The sequence below is a fragment of the Calothrix sp. NIES-2098 genome, from assembly GCF_963875125.1.
GTDB lineage: Bacteria > Cyanobacteriota > Cyanobacteriia > Cyanobacteriales > Nostocaceae > Aulosira.
Map to the genome: position 1 here is coordinate 8,274,828 of NZ_CAWNKJ010000001.1, position 16,226 is coordinate 8,291,053.

Annotated in this window: 15 protein-coding genes; 8 read left to right on the forward strand and 7 right to left on the reverse strand. The window is 41.0% G+C overall.

The genetic code is table 11. The annotated features are described in order from the left end of the window. The first annotated feature begins 523 nt into the window (after window positions 1-523). Window positions 524-1,720: a serine/threonine-protein kinase gene (locus tag AACU33_RS34810; protein WP_096594801.1), complete on the forward strand. Its 1,197-nt coding sequence runs from the start codon at window positions 524-526 to the stop codon at window positions 1,718-1,720. A gap of 124 nt (window positions 1,721-1,844) precedes the next feature. Further along, window positions 1,845-2,921: a PstS family phosphate ABC transporter substrate-binding protein gene (locus AACU33_RS34815; protein ID WP_096594802.1), complete on the forward strand. Its 1,077-nt coding sequence runs from the start codon at window positions 1,845-1,847 to the stop codon at window positions 2,919-2,921. A 108-nt stretch (window positions 2,922-3,029) separates the two neighbouring features. On the opposite strand, the gene AACU33_RS34820 is transcribed toward AACU33_RS34815, so the two are convergent. The 3 genes from AACU33_RS34820 to AACU33_RS34830 all read right to left on the reverse strand — a co-directional run bounded on the left by AACU33_RS34820 (window position 3,030) and on the right by AACU33_RS34830 (window position 5,310). Next, window positions 3,030-3,173, reverse strand: coding sequence for a hypothetical protein (locus AACU33_RS34820; RefSeq protein WP_339376452.1), 144 nt, complete (start codon window positions 3,171-3,173; stop codon window positions 3,030-3,032). A gap of 34 nt (window positions 3,174-3,207) precedes the next feature. Further along, on the reverse strand, window positions 3,208-3,507 hold the full coding sequence (locus tag AACU33_RS34825) for a hypothetical protein (RefSeq protein ID WP_096594803.1): 300 nt from the start codon (window positions 3,505-3,507) through the stop codon (window positions 3,208-3,210). 363 nt (window positions 3,508-3,870) lie between these two features. Then, window positions 3,871-5,310: an RtcB family protein gene (locus AACU33_RS34830; protein WP_096594804.1), complete on the reverse strand. Its 1,440-nt coding sequence runs from the start codon at window positions 5,308-5,310 to the stop codon at window positions 3,871-3,873. A 372-nt stretch (window positions 5,311-5,682) separates the two neighbouring features. Between AACU33_RS34830 and AACU33_RS34835 the strand changes: the two genes are divergently transcribed. Next, complete coding sequence (locus AACU33_RS34835; protein ID WP_096594805.1) at window positions 5,683-6,330, forward strand: DUF305 domain-containing protein; 648 nt, start codon at window positions 5,683-5,685, stop codon at window positions 6,328-6,330. Window positions 6,331-6,358: 28 nt separating this feature from the next. Next, the gene (locus tag AACU33_RS34840) at window positions 6,359-6,553 is read left to right on the forward strand and encodes a heavy-metal-associated domain-containing protein (RefSeq protein WP_096594806.1); all 195 of its coding nucleotides are present in this window, start codon (window positions 6,359-6,361) and stop codon (window positions 6,551-6,553) included. Window positions 6,554-6,643: 90 nt separating this feature from the next. Here AACU33_RS34840 and AACU33_RS34845 read toward each other — a convergent pair whose 3' ends face one another. The 3 genes from AACU33_RS34845 to AACU33_RS34855 all read right to left on the reverse strand — a co-directional run bounded on the left by AACU33_RS34845 (window position 6,644) and on the right by AACU33_RS34855 (window position 10,393). Continuing rightward, window positions 6,644-8,755, reverse strand: coding sequence for an O-linked N-acetylglucosamine transferase, SPINDLY family protein (locus AACU33_RS34845; RefSeq protein ID WP_096594807.1), 2,112 nt, complete (start codon window positions 8,753-8,755; stop codon window positions 6,644-6,646). A 173-nt stretch (window positions 8,756-8,928) separates the two neighbouring features. Then, window positions 8,929-9,498 (reverse strand): nitrate transporter, encoded by a 570-nt coding sequence (locus AACU33_RS34850; protein ID WP_096594808.1) that lies wholly within the window; start codon window positions 9,496-9,498, stop codon window positions 8,929-8,931. A gap of 319 nt (window positions 9,499-9,817) precedes the next feature. Further along, a complete protein-coding gene (locus AACU33_RS34855) occupies window positions 9,818-10,393 on the reverse strand; it encodes a TIGR04376 family protein (RefSeq protein WP_096594809.1) in 576 nt (191 codons plus the stop codon). Between the two features lie 297 nt (window positions 10,394-10,690). Between AACU33_RS34855 and AACU33_RS34860 the strand changes: the two genes are divergently transcribed. Together AACU33_RS34860 and AACU33_RS34865 are read left to right on the forward strand one after the other, a co-directional pair. Continuing rightward, complete coding sequence (locus AACU33_RS34860; protein WP_096594810.1) at window positions 10,691-11,254, forward strand: hypothetical protein; 564 nt, start codon at window positions 10,691-10,693, stop codon at window positions 11,252-11,254. Window positions 11,255-11,404: 150 nt separating this feature from the next. Beyond that, entirely contained in the window at window positions 11,405-11,599 is a 195-nt protein-coding gene (locus AACU33_RS34865) for a type II toxin-antitoxin system HicB family antitoxin (protein WP_096594811.1), read from the forward strand. Between the two features lie 35 nt (window positions 11,600-11,634). Here AACU33_RS34865 and AACU33_RS34870 read toward each other — a convergent pair whose 3' ends face one another. Further along, window positions 11,635-12,540, reverse strand: coding sequence for a D-alanyl-D-alanine carboxypeptidase family protein (locus AACU33_RS34870; protein WP_096594812.1), 906 nt, complete (start codon window positions 12,538-12,540; stop codon window positions 11,635-11,637). 200 nt (window positions 12,541-12,740) lie between these two features. Here AACU33_RS34870 and mnmG point away from each other — a divergent pair, with 200 nt between their 5' ends. Continuing rightward, complete coding sequence (gene mnmG / locus AACU33_RS34875) at window positions 12,741-14,684, forward strand: tRNA uridine-5-carboxymethylaminomethyl(34) synthesis enzyme MnmG (RefSeq protein WP_096594813.1); 1,944 nt, start codon at window positions 12,741-12,743, stop codon at window positions 14,682-14,684. Between the two features lie 211 nt (window positions 14,685-14,895). Beyond that, window positions 14,896-16,197, forward strand: coding sequence for a hypothetical protein (locus AACU33_RS34880; RefSeq protein ID WP_096594814.1), 1,302 nt, complete (start codon window positions 14,896-14,898; stop codon window positions 16,195-16,197). Window positions 16,198-16,226: the final 29 nt, after the last annotated feature.

Sequence of the window (16,226 nt, forward strand, 5' to 3'; positions counted from 1 at the left end):
TGTCTTGTCGTGGCTAGATATATTGTAAATCCGTTGCCGATCCGCTAGAAATTTAGCTGTGGAACCAGCCAATATCTACCGCAAAGAAGCATAGCTTCTACGTACTCCATCCTCAAGAGTTACATAATATGATGATGCGATCGCATTAACTTCATACCCAAGCAGCCTCACTGAAAGGCAGTGTAGGAGTATGTTATATGGAAGTGTGTTTGCCACAAGCTTTTGAAACTTGGCATTTATAACTCTAATCTTGCCAAGATATTAATTAATCAGTCCAAAAAATTACATCGTGATGTAAGTTTTTGGTAAAATAACCTCATACATTTTCTCGGTTTAAATACCTATATAAATCAAATAATTTAACCATGTCACCAATCTTAGAATTAGGCGAACACTAATACCAAGCTTGGAAAAATTTTAGAAAATAAATATCAAGCAACTAAGCAGATGATAAGGCAGAACCTCAAGCAGGCTCTACAACAAAACTATAACTTGTTAGCAATTTAGTAGGTAGATACGCCAAATGCGTCAGTACCCTCGCATTAAAAAAACACTCCGGTATCGCTACGATACTGTGTCAAAGTTAAAGACTAGAGTATCTGGTGGTATTACTTACTTGCTATCAGACAAAACACTGAGCGATCAGGAATCTCCTTTAAGTAAAAAAATATTGAAAAATCGCTTTCAGATTGTCAAACTCCTAGCTAGGGGGGGATCTGGCGATACATACTTAGCTATCGATCTAGATTTACCAGGGCAACCTCATTGTGTTGTCAAGCATTTTTATCCTAAACATCCTCATCCTGCTGTTGTACCGATTGCCAAAAACCTCTTCGATCGCGAAGCAGAAAGTTTATATGAGCTAGGCAACAACCATAACCAAATTCCGACATTATTTGCTCATTTTCATGAAGATGGGGATTTCTATTTAGTTCAAGAATTTATTGACGGTTATGACTTAACTCAAGAAATTGTCCGAGGTAAACCTCTAAGAGAAGAAGTAGTCTTTAATTTATTAAAAGATATCTTGGAAGTGTTGGTCTTCGTTCACCAACACAACATTATTCACCGCGATATTAAGCCGCAAAATATCATGCGGCGGCACTCCGATCGCAAGATTGTGCTGATTGATTTTGGCAGTATTAAAAAAGTAGGTATTAGGGGAGCTACCCTGACAATTTCTGTGGGCACTCCTGGCTATATGCCAAGCGAACAAGCTAAAGGAAAGCCAAGACTGAGCAGCGATATTTATGCAGTAGGAATGATTGGGATTCAAGCTTTGACAGGTTTAATGCCTGAGCAATTACAAGAAGATCCCGATACTGGAGAAGTTATCTGGCGTGACAAGGCGCAGGTAAGCGATCGCCTAGCAGATGTTTTAGACAAAATGGTTCGCGAACGCCATAACCAGCGCTACCAATCCGCAGCAGAAGCTTTGCAAGCACTGATTCCCGATATGGCGTTACCACAGTACTCGGAATCTAGTGCTAAATATGACAATGCCGAACATGAATCTTTACGAGTTTATAAGAAATTTATTTTGCTACTGGGGATGGGTCTGGGAATTATTACTAGTGGATTAATTCTAGTTTTAATATATACATTTTTGCGCATGAGTGTATCGCCGCCAAATCAACCTACTCCAATAAATACATTTATAGAAAAGTTTGTTGACTCACATTCTACTTATGTGGATAAACCAGTAATTGATAAAGGTTAATAAAAACTACAAAATAGCAGATTAAATCTCAATGTATGAGTCATAAACTAATAATTACAGGGTGCTTTGATTATTCAAACCAGTGATTTTTGTAGGCTCAATGTAAATCAGAAACATTCATAATATGGATAACACAAACCAAGGAAAAGCTTTGATTAAGGGAGACGTTGCCATCTTTCTTAGAGGTTTAATTATTGGCAAAGTCCTAACAATTATGGTGATTGGCGGGCTGCTTTGGTGGTTGCTCAAGCCTGAGTTAGCGTCTCGCAATAACGCTGATTCTTCTAACCAAGCTTTAAAACCCACTTCTAATGCTGCATCCACCTTTGGGTCGCTTGCTGATGTTCCAACCGACTCATTCAATTATGGTGGTAGCACAGCTTGGGCACCTATTCGACAAGTAGTAGATTCGCAAATCCTGAGCGCTCGCCCTGAACTTAAGTTGCGCTACCTAGACCCTGTTAATAGTAGCCCCGGTTCTAGCTCAGGTATTCGGATGTTGCTTGAGGGAAAATTGGACTTTGTTCAGTCTTCTCGTCCTCTCACAGATGAAGAACAAGCTATTGCGAAACAGCAAGGTTTTACACTTGCACAACGTCAGGTTGGTATTGATGGAATAGCAGTTGTAGTTAATCCATCGCTGAAACTACCTGGTTTAACAGTTGACCAATTACAGCAGATATATTTGGGACACTTGACTAACTGGAATCAGGTAGGGGGGCCAAATCTACCAATCACTCCTTTTTCTCAACGACCAGAGAATGCAGACACAATCATTTTCTCTAGCAATAGTGATTTGAAGAAACAAGCACTTGGCTCTAATGTTAAGTATGTTTACTCAACTACAGATGCATTACGCCAACTCAGCAAAACTCCCGGTGGTATATATTACGCTTCTGCCCGTGCAGTTGTACCTCAATGTAGCGTGAAACCTTTGCCACTAGGTCGTACTGCTACTGATTTCGTTTCTCCATACCGAGAACCTTTAGTATCACCTGAACAGTGTCCGCGTCAACGCAATCAGATAAATACTGAAGCGATCAAGAATGGTAGCTATCCCATCACCACTAATTTGTTTGTGATTATTAAACAGAACAAAGGTGAAGAACAGAAAGCTGGTGATGCTTATACAAATCTTTTATTGACCGACCAAGGACAACAGGCTATTGAGCAAGCTGGTTTCGTTGGGGTACGCCAGTAGATCTGTAATAAACAGATTACAAAAATGTAGGGGTGCAAAGCTTTGCGCCCTTATTTAATGTATTTTTCGCATTGCAGCAAACGCCAGGGAAATCCATCCCCCAACGTTTTACAATCGATTGCTAGTTAAGCTTTGTGTGCGATCGCTCATGATAAACATATTTCTATTTGATACCCCACCACTGAGATTAGTTAGTAACTGGCAAGAATGGCTCACTGTATCTGCATATTTAGGCTTTACAGTCTTTGTCATTTGGGGTGTGTTTACCGCGCAGAAGAGATGAAAGCTACTTCTTGAAGAAATTGCATATCAGTTCACCTGGGTCTTTGTCGCCAAACGGTACAACAGTCCCATTTTTTTGAATCTTCACTCTAGAGCGACAGTTATAAACTTCAATGGGTGTTTTTACATCATCAACACTAAAAGAAGCTTTGTATTCCCAGTAATTTTTAGCGCTGCGTTGGATGCTGAGAATGCATACATGATGTCCATTGTAGTTTCGGCATACAGATGCAGCAGCCGGAAGCGCTACTGAGAAATTGAGTATCAATAGCAGCAAAAGAGTCACACATCCGATCCCGTTCATACGATATGAAGTGTCGTTTGCGGGAAATCATAACATTTAGCTGTGGTTAGCACAGCAGTTCTTATAAGATTTCGCTTGAATCCATCTAAAACAGGGGCTACAACTTTAGCGATCGAGTACTACTCCCCGTACTTAACGCTCAGGATTATTTGTCTTTTTCCTATGCAAAAGTTGTATTGCAATTAACCGATTTATCCATATAATGCAATTATTGTGTTATTTTGATGCGTTAATTGCATAAAGAGCTTTAATCCGAGCCTCAGAAATGCGATCCTCTTTAGTGGGAATAAAGATGAACGCCCCCGGTAATTACTGGGGGCTTTTTGTTTATAGGTTGAAAAGTGCTACATTAAAACTGATTGTCTATGCTTTAAAAGTCAACACGGGACTCAACCGCGCCACTACACCCACCATATCGGCCTCAACCTGAACATCAATCACAGATTGAATCGGTTTATAGGCGGCTGGTGCTTCCTCAATGCGGCGTTCTTCTCGTAAGGTAATGCAGTCAACTCCAGTTAATCCCAGTTCAGCTTCACTTTGAGATGCACCTTTGCGGTTGAGGTCAAAACGCGACTTTACTCTCCCCGCACCATGCGATGCAGAATTGCAAAATGCAGGATTGCCTTTCCCTACCATTAAGTAAGAGTAAGCACCCATTGAACCTGGAATAATCACAGGTTGCTCTGCATAAGCTGGACAAGCACCTTTGCGCGTTACCCAACCCTGACCTTCGGGCAAAGTAATGTTATGTGGTAAGTCATAAACTAGAGGTGCTTCCACATCACCGTAAACTTCCCGCAAACGCAGGCGTAGTAGTTCTGCTAACAGTAGCCGGTTGATAAAACCATAGTTAGCAGCAGTTGCTTCAGCTTCTAAGTAACTGGCGACTAATTCGGGATGAGAAGCAGTAGAAATGGGAAAAATCTGAGATTCGGGATATTTCAAACCTTTGGGCCAAGTTGCTTTTGCTCTATCTCGCCACATTCCTCCGATGTACTTACCCACATTCCGCGAACCAGAGTGAATCATAAAAGCTAACTGTCCTTCACGCACACCCCAAGCATGAGCAAGTGCGCGATTTTCAACTTTATCCACCCGTTGTACTTCAACAAAATGATTCCCAGAACCAATAGTTGCTAGTCCGCCATCGCGTACCAGCCCATCATCGGGAACTAATTCTGCGGGTGCAAGTTGCCAGTTACCATCCATTGAACCACCTAAGAAGATGCGATCGCTTTCTTCGGCTAGTTGTTGCACATCAGATTTAACTACACTCCCCGTAGGTTTATCCAGCATGACATCCAACCAACCGGGAACCCCATATTGAAACAATGCGCGCATTGCACGAGCTGTCATTGTCACATCACGCGTGCCGAAGAAGTAATCTCCTTTCATGCGTTCGACAAATAAATCTCGTTTGGCGAGAAATTCATCGATAGTTAAATCGGCAACATGGAGACGCATCCCACAATTAATATCAGAACCGACAGCACCAGGAATGACTTGACCGACAGTTTCCACAACTGAACCAATGGCAACACCCGCATCACCAGGGTGAAAGTCAGGCGTAGCACAGGCACGGCAAACACATCCCCCAGCTGGATGGCGAACGCTAGCAAGATTTGCTAACTGCTTCAGTGCTTTAGCTTCTACAGGGAAGCCTTCAGGTAGTAGGACTTCTGCTACTGGTGCATCCGGATAATTATTTAAGCGGACAGAATAAGTTCTATTGCTATAGCTAACATCCAAACCTTGACGCGATAAAGCACGCAAGAGACGTTGAAGATTTTTTGGCTGCATGAAAATTCCTGAGAAGTCTTAAAAAAGACTTTTGGTATTGAAGAGGTTAGGAGACTTGGGTTCAGCAGCCGCGTCTCAATAGCTGTGGTTTCCCAGGTTTGGGGGGAAAACAACAGGTGATATAACCTTCATAACATAACTTTTGATCGGTTGACAAGAATTTTGTAGTACGTGATGTTACCTGAAAATAGCAGCCAGACAAAGCTTGTAAACAAATTTTAAATTTAGCAAAAAATTTGTAATACACCCTTGACTCTCCAGTGGGGTAGAGATTTTAGGATGAAGTTAAGGTAAATCTCAGCCAAAAATCTTTCTGATTTTGAACAGAGAAGCCCCAACAGCGATCGTTCCTTTGGCAAAAGGAGCAAGAATATGATTAGCAAACCAGTAGTTTATGGACTTTTAGGTTTACTTGCTGGTAGCGCCATTACAAGCGGATCGATTATTTATAGCGCCAACGCTCAACCAAAACCTTCATTGACATCTCCTCCTTGTGCGAACAACACCATGTCACAGCAGATGCGTGGGAGACAAGAGATGGATGCGCATTTCATCGAAATGATGATTCCTCACCATCAAGATGCGGTCGAAATGGCGGATCTAGCTTTGCAAAAAGCGAAACATCCGGAAATTAAAAAATTGGCAGCAGCGATTAAAGCAGATCAGACCAAAGAAATCGAGCAGATGAAAGCCTGGTACAAACAGTGGTACGGCACTGATGTTCCTGCTAATTCTATGAATGGTATGGGAATGGGAATGCACCACGGTAGGGGACAGGGGTTTATGCATTCAGGCATGATGGCTATGAATATGAATCTGGAGTCATTGAAAAATGCCACTGATTTCGACAAAGAATTTATCCGTCAGATGGTTCCCCATCATCAAATAGCTGTGATGATGTCGCAAATGGCTTTCAATAGAGCTACTCACTCACAAATTCGTGACCTTGCTCAAGCTATCATCAAATCGCAAACTGCTGAAATTCAGCAAATGCAGCAATGGTATCAAGCTTGGTCTTGATCGGTTTTTCCTTTGATATCTTAAACTTATGACACTTAAACTCACAGTTCCTAACATGGCTTGTTCGGCTTGTGCAAACAATATTACCAATGCACTGAAAGCAGTCGATGCCAATGCTAATATTCAGGCAGATCCGAAAACTAAGCTTGTGAGTGTAGAGACTCAAGCTTCGGAAACCGTTATTAAGGAAGCGTTAGCTGCTGCTGGTTATCCCGCTGCCTAATTCTTTACAGCCCTGAGTGTAGGGACGTTAAATATAACGTCTCTACAAAATTTTAAACTTAATTACAGGAAAATCGGGGTTGAAATTGCTTTATTTTCTTAAAGCGATCGCCTGCTGCAAAAATGTTTCTAAGTTCTGAGTAGCAGTAGGATTGTCAAAAAGAACGTTGATTGAACGTTTAAGAGCTTGACGAACTGAGTATCGCCAATCAGAATCTACCGCTAATCTAACTGCAATTTGAATATATTGCTGAGTATCATCTGCAATTGTGTCTGTGACACCGATAGCTTGCAAGAAACCATAGGAGTGACGCCCACGCATCAACTCACCCGGACAAGTGACAATCGGTAAGTGACAAGCAATCGCATCTAGTGTTGTGTTTCCACCTGCCCAGTCTAATGTATCTAAATAGATGTCTGTTAAAGAAAGCAAGTCAAAGTAATCCTCACGGGGTAAAACCGGAGAAAATACACAATAGTCTTGACTGTCTAAGCCAACAGATGCGAATGCACGTTTGAGGCGTTCTTGAGGAATTCCTTGACGGAGAAACATAAACTGAGCATTGGGAACTTGACGAGCGATTTCTGCATAAATGCGATCGTGTTGCGGTAAATATTTATAGGCAGCTTGACTAGAGATGTAGACAATAGCATCTTCTCGCAATCCAAAAAATGATCGCTGGCGGCGAACTGCGTCAACTTTAATAGTAGGATAGGAAATTCCAACACCGGGCAAACGCACAAGGTTTTCTGTGTAATGCTCTTGCCCATTCATAGGTTCCATCAGTTCGCTCGATAAAAAGTAGTCAATGGTAGGCAATCCAGAAGTAACAGGTTGTCCCCAAGCCATACATTGGATTGGTGCTAAACGCAGTCCAGCAATACATAGTGTTGTAGCATCCATTCCGATTTCTGGAAAAATTAACACATCAAGTTGGTCATCAATAACTTGTTGGCAAACCTGTTCTAAACTATTTGGCAAATGATAAAACTTTGCACTATAGGACTGAAATAATTGAGTAGCCGCATCAATTTGATGACCTATATGATAGGAATAAATTTCAAATTTTTGATTGTCTGCATATTTTAGCCAGTTCAAGAATAAAACTGTGCCACTCCAGCCACATAAAAAATAGGAAAGATAGCCAACTTTAATGCGCCGATTATTGCTAATAGCAGAAATCGGACGCTCTTGAACCCAATGCGGATAATTTGCCGCCATAGTTTTGTGAACTAGTTGTCCATATTGCTGCTGTAGAAATACATCATTCTTTCCCTGATATGCCAGAAAAAAGTTGGTATGATGGCTGATTCCTATTAAGGCTTTTTTCTGTTCATCAAGGCTATTTAGAGTTAGTTCTTGAGTAAGTTTTTCTAGCCTATCCTGAAACTCTTTCCTATAAGTATCAATCTCCTCAGGAGTATGATAAATTTCTGGCAACATCAGATGGCTTAACATCTTAAATACATAGTTTTCAGGAAACTTTTCCGTAGCCTGCTGTGCAAAATTCCGAGCTTCCAAATACTTGTGGCTTTGCTTGAGGCTAATAATCATCCAGAAATAGATTTCTTCTGCTTGAGGACAATTGGTAATTCCATTCTGTAATATTTCGATAGCCGCTTGTATCTGACCAGTTTTAGACAAAACATTACTGAGTTTTAGATAATAGTCAATCTGGTGCGGACAACTGGATAAATAATATGTGTAATAAGGAATAGCATTGTCGGGTGATTCACTATCTGCAAAATAGTCACCCCATCTGCGCCAAGATTCTAGCCGAGCAGCTTCATAAACAGTGTGCTGGCAAATTTCTGACAAATTACATAGAGGAATTTGTGCAATTTCTGGTTGCTGGATAATGTAGCGATCCTCGTTTTTTATAGGAATACGAAAGTTAATTAGCGATTTAATTACAGACCATTCTTGTGTGGTTAATTGACCCGTAAGCCCTACATTCAGATCTTCAAAAACAGCCTCTTCTAAACTCAGTTTCAGAGCTATCTCAAAAAGCAAGGAGTTAGCACTATCCTGTAGTTCAGTCGATAAACTTTGACTATCAATTAGTAATGTGATATCTTGTCTATTTGGATGTGCGCAAAGAGTTCTGAGAACATCTATCAAATCTTCTGCGATCGCTGTTTCTAAATTAGACCAGTCAGGAAAAATAATACAATTAATATCTCTTAATTCATTAATTAACATAGCGTTATTACAACTAATGGTAAGTTTCCTTACATATAGGCACTACTATATGCACTCCTATTTGATTTGTAAACTTGCCACTAGCATCATCTAGCGCTACAGACTCTAAACACCTTGCTGGAATATCTAGCTATCCCAATATGGGGATAGTTTGATGGATAATTATGTAATTGTTAAGCAGATCTGTTACCTGAGACAATTTGCACCAGAAGATAGCCACTAATGTCTAAAAGCTGATCGAGTAAACTGCCGATAACACCAATGTAAAGTATTGCCTGGACGATGTAATTAGTGTTGCCAATTTTATAAGCATCCCAGGCTAGTAAGCCAAGCCCTTTTGGCCCGATTAACATTTCTGTAGCAATAACTGTAAACCATGCTACCCAAATGCCTACTTTTAAAGCATGAAATATATGAAATATTGCTGCTCGAAAGTTATTATTTTGTCTGTAAAAATGCCGCATTCCTATTGCAGTATTCACAATCATTGACCAGAGTGTGCCAATGAAAATTACAACCACGGCTGCGGCTTCACTATCCTTAAATAAAATGAGCGCAATTGGTAGTAAGGCTATAGGAGGGATACTATGAGGGATTTGAAATATCCGCTTAAATAGCTGATAAATTGTGTTATTTATACTGATTACGTAGCCGATGAAACTACCTAAAATAGCGGCTGGAATGTAACCAACAAATAATCTTTGCAGGCTAGATAAAATATCTAGGAATATACTGTGTTCCATGCCTCAGTTCTCATTTGGAAAGTCTAGGGAATACTGCGGCAATTGCAAGAAATGGTGAATAAACAAACAATGAAGAAGTTGTAAAAGTCTGTTTAAGTCAAATTTAACAAAAATTGCAAGCTAACTTAATAAATTAAATAAAATTTCAATAATTCACTTTTGAGATGCGTGTAATATCAAGTTTGGATAAATACTTGTGATTGCTTTGCTCACAATGACGTTTTCTTGTATAACTCAAATAATCAAAATTTTCTATTAAATATAATTGAATAGTATTACCCAGTAATCAGTAATCTATGTACTGATTACTGGTAACAAATTATTTCCCAAGATTCCGTTTCATTTGTTCTAATTCATCCTGAGTTTCCCAACGGCGAAACTTTTCTTCTAAGTCGTCAAAATTACTAGAATAACTGCTTGTTGATTTTGACCACCCATTTGTTTCTAAGCGCTGTTGAGCTTGAGCTTTTGCACGTGCTGTTTGCGCCTCAGTAGCTTTGGCTTGAACTTCTTGGCGTCGAACTTGAATTTTGTGTAATAATTCCTTCGATTGGTTAATGCGTTCTTTTAACCCTTGCATATGTCCCCAGCGCTGATTTCCCTCGCGCAATAAGGCTGCTTCTCTTTCTTGCGCTGCAATGGCTAAATCATCTCTACCAGCAGCTTTCGCCTTTTGAACGCGGATGTGCCAACGCTGAATTTCTTGCGCGGTGGAGAGAATTTCCTCTTGCGATCGCTTTTCTTGTAATTGTAAATCTGCAACCAGCTTTAACGTATCTTCCTCTTGCTCGCGCAGCTGTTCTAACAGCGCTTCTAATTCCAAATGGGGATTATTACGCAAGAATTCTTCTAAACGGTTTTCCAGAAACCGACTTAAATCATCAAATAAGCCCACTGTTAGAACTCCAGAGTCAGGTGTGTGACTTTATTGTAGTAATTATTATCGTGGGAGAAAAGCTACTTGTAACAGTTCACTATAAAGTAGCTTTCATCCTTCGATCGGGTTTTATCCTGAAATATGCTCTTCAACTAGCTAAAATATAACTAAAGATACAGGTGAAATTTACATAAGTAAATTATAATTTCTCTGCAAAATCATAACAGACTAAAGATAATTTCTAGGAATTATATAACTTGAGCTTGTAGCTAATCTAAACAAGTTAATTATAATTGTTAGTAGAGTACGCATTTAATGTTAAAAAGTAGTTTTATTATTGCTGCTTTGGCTACAGTCATGGGCTTAACTGTAGTCCAAGAAAGTGGATCGATAATGGCAGTATCCGTGCAGCAAAAGTCTCGCGTTCAACAACCGCATTTTAAGAATTATCCAGCAAAACCAGTATTTCAAGGAAAACCTGCTGCACTAGCCGTTAGTACGCAAGAAATCAAAGACTACGAACCGCAACTGAACGCGACTGTTAACAAAGGTACGAATTTTGCAGGTCATTATGCGATCGCCCCTCATCTCAATCGGGCTATGGGTGGTGTAGATACAGCTGCGATCGTCGATCTCAAAACGGGTCAGGTTTATCTACCCACTCAACTTTATGGCTATCACGACCAACGCGGTGCTGGATATAGTCCTCCTAGACCAGATGGTGGGTTACACTATCGAGCCAATAGCAAGTTACTCATCATTGTTGGTCAAGCTGGAGGTAAGGACGGAGAAAAAGGAATTGGGCGTTTTTACTATAAATGGGAAAACAATCAATTGAAATTTCTGCAATTTGTCGCTTCCCCTTATCAATCTCAATAGACTTGATTTTTTCGTTATAAGTGGGATTTGTGTCAACAAATCCTCAATTCTATTCTCATAAACTCATACTTTCAGTTTGTGCTGTATAAAAAGATCGATTTTTGTTTAATTTAACGATATAAAATAACAGACAAAAGCGGTTATTTAGATATGCGTTACAAAGTCAAGTTAAATAAAACAAAGTTAGGATATGCTATTTGGTGCCCTGCTTTACCAGGATGTTGGACTTTGGGAGAAACCGAAGAAGAGGCTTTAGAAAATATCAAAGATGCAATTAAAGCCTATCTAGAAACTGTAGAAGAATTAACTCAAAATGCAGAGTTACGTTATGTCGAGATTCGATAAGCTGATTGCCTTTTTCTCCTTTAAATTGTACTCGCTCAGATTGGTGTTAACCAATAAGTAATTCCTCTCACAATTTTTTTCTTAAAGCCAAATAGAGGTAATTGTTCTTCGGTTAAACCCAAATAAGTCCAATGGGGAATATCGCTTTCTACAGTTTGAAACCAGCCATTTTGATGTAAAGCTTGTCTTTGCTTCTGGCTAGATATGCGTAAATCAATCGCTAATCCCCAAAGATGTTGTGATGTTCCCGGTGGTGCAACTACTCCTAGAATTGCTGTTTCTTTACCTTGGCGTACTTTCTCTAAAGTTCTATCGTTAGCGTATTTTTGCCAAAATCTTAAATTAGTGGTGAAAGTGCGAGTACAATCACCGCTACCATAACCTGATTTAAGCGGAATTTTTTGGATTGCTTTCGCTTTATTTAAAGCTAATCCTGCTGATTGTTGTAAATAACAATCATTAGTCCCATCAACTTTGATCGTGGTGAGAGTTGATTGAAATTCCTTAGTTTCCTGCTCATTAGTAAAGATAACATTTTGAGGTAGTTTAATTTCTGGCTCTTGATTGACAAATGCTGCTCCATATTTACGCAGCAATATATATTCAAAAGTACCAGGCTGGGGAATTGTTGGTATTTTATTAGCAATAACAGACAAAAAACGCTGCTGTTCGTTTAACTGTGGATCGGGAGTAAATGGTGTAATTGGTGTGGGTGATATTAGCGGTTGGGGAGTATCTATACATGGAATTGAACTAGCACTTGAGCAACTATTGAATTGTGCAGTATTAATAACAGATTGGTAATGAGAAATCCCATTACTAGCAACTAAAGCAAAAGAAATAAAGAAAAGAATAGTAAAAAACGTTATCTTACGCAGATTTCGTTGTGTCTTCTGGAAGATAATTTCTAAAATACTAGAACGCTTATTCGATAATTTCATACATATTTTTCTGACTTAACTGCTTCCCATTCAGCTTACGCAAAGTTACTAGCCAGTATAATTCCTAATAGTAGTTTTTAGGTTTTTATTGTGAATTTTGCATCTTCAATGTATTAACTTATGACTTGTAAAAGCACATCCATGAAACTACGGTATCGGTTAAAATTGAAAATAACTCTCAGCTTTTCCCATTTGTAAGTATGACCATGCACAATTCTATTGAATTTCAAGACGCTTTTGATGTCATTGTCGTCGGTGCAGGTCACTCCGGTTGTGAAGCAGCCCTTGCTACTGCCCGCCTCGGTTGTCGGACTCTGCTATTGACGCTGAACTTAGATAAAATCGCTTGGCAACCATGCAATCCAGCAGTTGGCGGGCCAGCTAAATCCCAATTAACGCATGAAGTTGATGCTTTAGGTGGGGAAATTGGGAAGATGGCAGACCGTACCTACCTACAAAAGCGCATCCTCAATTCTTCACGCGGGCCTGCGGTATGGGCATTACGCGCTCAAACTGATAAGCGAGAATATGCCGCCGTCATGAAGAGTATTGTGGAAAATCAGGAGAACTTGATTATCCGCGAAGGGATGGCAACAGACTTAGTGTTAGGCGCTAATGATGAAGTCATTGGCGTTCAGACTTACTTTGGTGTGGCGTTCCAATGTAAAGCAGTCATCTTAACAACAGGTACGTTCTTAGGCGGAAAGATTTGGGTTGGTAACAAGTCAATGGCTGCGGGAAGGGCGGGAGAATTTGCCGCTGAAGGATTAACTGAGACTTTAAATCGTCTAGGCTTTGAAACTGGAAGACTGAAGACAGGTACACCAGCACGGGTAGACAAGCGATCGGTAGATTACAGTAAAATGACTCTCCAACCAGGGGATGAAGAATTGCATTGGTTTAGCTTTGACCCGGAAGTTTGGGTAGAAAGAGAGCAAATGCCTTGTTACATCACCCGTACCACCCCTGAAACCCATCGCCTGATTCAAGAAAATTTACATCTATCGCCTGTATACGGTGGTTGGGTAGAAGCGAAAGGCCCGCGTTATTGTCCCAGTATTGAAGATAAGATTGTTCGCTTTGCCGATAAGGAAAGCCATCAAATATTTATTGAACCAGAAGGTAGGGATATTCCCGAACTTTACATCCAAGGGTTTTCCACAGGTTTGCCGGAAAATTTGCAACTGCAAATGTTACGGAGTCTACCTGGTTTGGAAAGCTGTGTCATGCTGCGTCCGGCTTATGCGGTTGAATATGACTATTTGCCTGCAACTCAGTGTTATCCCACACTGATGACGAAAAAGATTGAGGGGCTATTTTGTGCGGGACAGATTAACGGCACTACAGGTTATGAAGAAGCAGCTGCCCAAGGATTTGTGGCGGGTGTGAATGCGGCACGCTTTGCCCGCGGTCAGGAGATGATTGTGTTTCCGCGCGAGCAAAGTTACATAGGTACTTTGGTTGATGACCTGTGTACGAAGGATTTACGCGAGCCTTACCGTATGCTTACGAGCAGGTCTGAGTACCGCTTAATACTACGTTCTGATAATGCCGACCAGCGATTAACACCGTTGGGACGAGAAATTGGCTTAATTGACGATCGCCGTTGGGATTTATATACGCGCAAACAAGCACAGATTATTGCCGAAAAAGAACGACTACACGCCACCAGGGTGAAAGAACACGATGAAATTGGAGTGGCGATCGCAGCTGATACCCAACAAGCAATTAAAGGCTCAATTACTCTAGCTGACTTGCTGCGGCGTCCGGGATTCCATTATGTCCACCTCGATCGCTATGGACTGGGAAACCCCAGCCTCAACGCTGTAGAAAAAGAAGGTGCAGAAATTGATATCAAGTATTCTGGCTATCTGGCGCGACAACAAAATCAGATTGAACAGATTGCCCGTCAGGCACACCGTCAGTTACCTGCGGATTTAGATTACACAAAAATTGATACCCTTTCTAAGGAAGCCAGAGAAAAGTTAAGTAAAGTAAAACCACTTACTATCGGTCAAGCAGCACGTATTGGTGGCGTAAACCCCGCAGATATTAATGCTTTATTAATATATCTAGAATTACGTAAAACAAAGAACCAGTCAGAGTTTCCAGCGTTGGCTTCAAAAAAACTTCATGAAGCATGAGTATAGTAGTAGGGAAGAGATTGGGTATGATAGATGACATGGATTAAGAACTGGCATCATCAGCAGTCTCTGGATTCTAAGTTGAATTTAATACCAAAGAGCAATCGACCAGTCTACGAAGACGGAAGATTGCACATTTCACAGAAAATCCTGATTCCCAGGCAGTAGAGGCGGTATTGAGCCGTCCTCGCAGCTACCACCCAAAAGCCTTATGTTAAAAGAAGCCAGCACTCATCTGATTATTCCAGAACCATCAGAAGACTTGATCGCCAACGAGCCTTGGACGATAGATGTTTATGCTGATGGCTTGATGGATGAAATCTTTGCCGATATCGACAATGTTCTAGATGCTAGTGGGAATTTTGCTTCCCAAACTGTGAATGTAGGGTATGTACCTCTACAAACAATTCAAGTCCCGCAGATTGTCTTGCCAAATGAACTACTCCAAACCATACAAGGAGTCTCCCAAATTAGGGAAAAACCATTGAATAAGGTTGTAGTTGATGCGCCTGTGAAAAAAGCAGTTACTCGCAAGCTGAAGAAAACCAGGCGTCCTGTGGGGAGATTACTGATTGTCGGGACAACGATTGTCGGCGTGGCGATCGCTGGTATTATCTACCTGCTCAACTCGAAGGTGCTAACTTTCCTAACCTTCAAGCCAATCACAGCTGCATATTTTCAGGCAACACCAACCCAGTTACAGCCAAAAGTTGATGCCCAAGCGGAATTGGTTGACTATATGTTAGGTGCATTGTCAGTCATTGAGCAGCAACAGAACAAAAATAATCAAAGCTACGCCAACCCAGGAATCGCCATTAGCGAAACTTCCAAGTCACCAGCCTTAGCTTTGGCTAGCGAGCAAAAAAATCTGCTCTTACCAACATCTCTGACAGCCAACAATACACTACCAGCCCCGAAAGCCGCAAAAAACATTGTTGAGCGCATATACATCCCCGTTTATCAAGCACCTTCGCCAATGCGCTATGCACCACCGCTGCTTCCTGGTATTCCTCAACTCGTAACACCAGTCAAGACTGCATCTCAGCCTAGTGTTGTGAAAAACGCTTTAGGTTCAGTGCGCAAGCCAGCCAAGCCGGTGAACGTCAATATGTTTGCTGCTGCGGTACGCACAGATCTTAAACCTGTGAATGTACGAACTGCACCGATTGCAATTGGGCAATCCTCCAATTTATTGCCAACATTACCAGTTGTGCCATTTCGCGCTGCACCACCACAACTTCCTACGGCTACAGCCTCAGTGTATTCCGCATCTCAACAACAGGCAGCATCAACTGTTACAGAGGCTGCTGCACCTAGCCATACTCTAGAAGGCATACTAGAGTTAGGAACTAAATCTGCGGCTTTATTTAAAATTGATGGCGTGACGCGCCGCTTTCAGATTGGTGAAAGCATTGGCTCTAGTGGTTGGACGCTAGTAGATGTGAATAACGGTGAAGCGATCGTGCGTCGGAATGGCGAAGTGCGATCGATTTACACGGGACAGAAGCTGTAAAAAGCTTACTTTTATTGGCAAAAATCTAG

Bases quoted from the DNA above. Each gene is read 5' to 3' on its own strand.
- AACU33_RS34860 (WP_096594810.1), top strand. From the start codon at position 10,691: ATGTTAAAAAGTAGTTTTATTATTGCTGCTTTGGCTACAGTCATGGGC.
- mnmG (WP_096594813.1), top strand. From the start codon at position 12,741: ATGACCATGCACAATTCTATTGAATTTCAAGACGCTTTTGATGTCATT.
- AACU33_RS34870 (WP_096594812.1), bottom strand. From the start codon at position 12,540: ATGAAATTATCGAATAAGCGTTCTAGTATTTTAGAAATTATCTTCCAG.
- AACU33_RS34830 (WP_096594804.1), bottom strand. From the start codon at position 5,310: ATGCAGCCAAAAAATCTTCAACGTCTCTTGCGTGCTTTATCGCGTCAA.
- AACU33_RS34810 (WP_096594801.1), top strand. From the start codon at position 524: ATGCGTCAGTACCCTCGCATTAAAAAAACACTCCGGTATCGCTACGAT.
- AACU33_RS34850 (WP_096594808.1), bottom strand. From the start codon at position 9,498: ATGGAACACAGTATATTCCTAGATATTTTATCTAGCCTGCAAAGATTA.
- AACU33_RS34835 (WP_096594805.1), top strand. From the start codon at position 5,683: ATGATTAGCAAACCAGTAGTTTATGGACTTTTAGGTTTACTTGCTGGT.
- AACU33_RS34845 (WP_096594807.1), bottom strand. From the start codon at position 8,755: ATGTTAATTAATGAATTAAGAGATATTAATTGTATTATTTTTCCTGAC.
- AACU33_RS34865 (WP_096594811.1), top strand. From the start codon at position 11,405: ATGCGTTACAAAGTCAAGTTAAATAAAACAAAGTTAGGATATGCTATT.
- AACU33_RS34880 (WP_096594814.1), top strand. From the start codon at position 14,896: ATGTTAAAAGAAGCCAGCACTCATCTGATTATTCCAGAACCATCAGAA.
- AACU33_RS34820 (WP_339376452.1), bottom strand. From the start codon at position 3,173: ATGACAAAGACTGTAAAGCCTAAATATGCAGATACAGTGAGCCATTCT.
- AACU33_RS34840 (WP_096594806.1), top strand. From the start codon at position 6,359: ATGACACTTAAACTCACAGTTCCTAACATGGCTTGTTCGGCTTGTGCA.
- AACU33_RS34815 (WP_096594802.1), top strand. From the start codon at position 1,845: ATGGATAACACAAACCAAGGAAAAGCTTTGATTAAGGGAGACGTTGCC.
- AACU33_RS34825 (WP_096594803.1), bottom strand. From the start codon at position 3,507: ATGAACGGGATCGGATGTGTGACTCTTTTGCTGCTATTGATACTCAAT.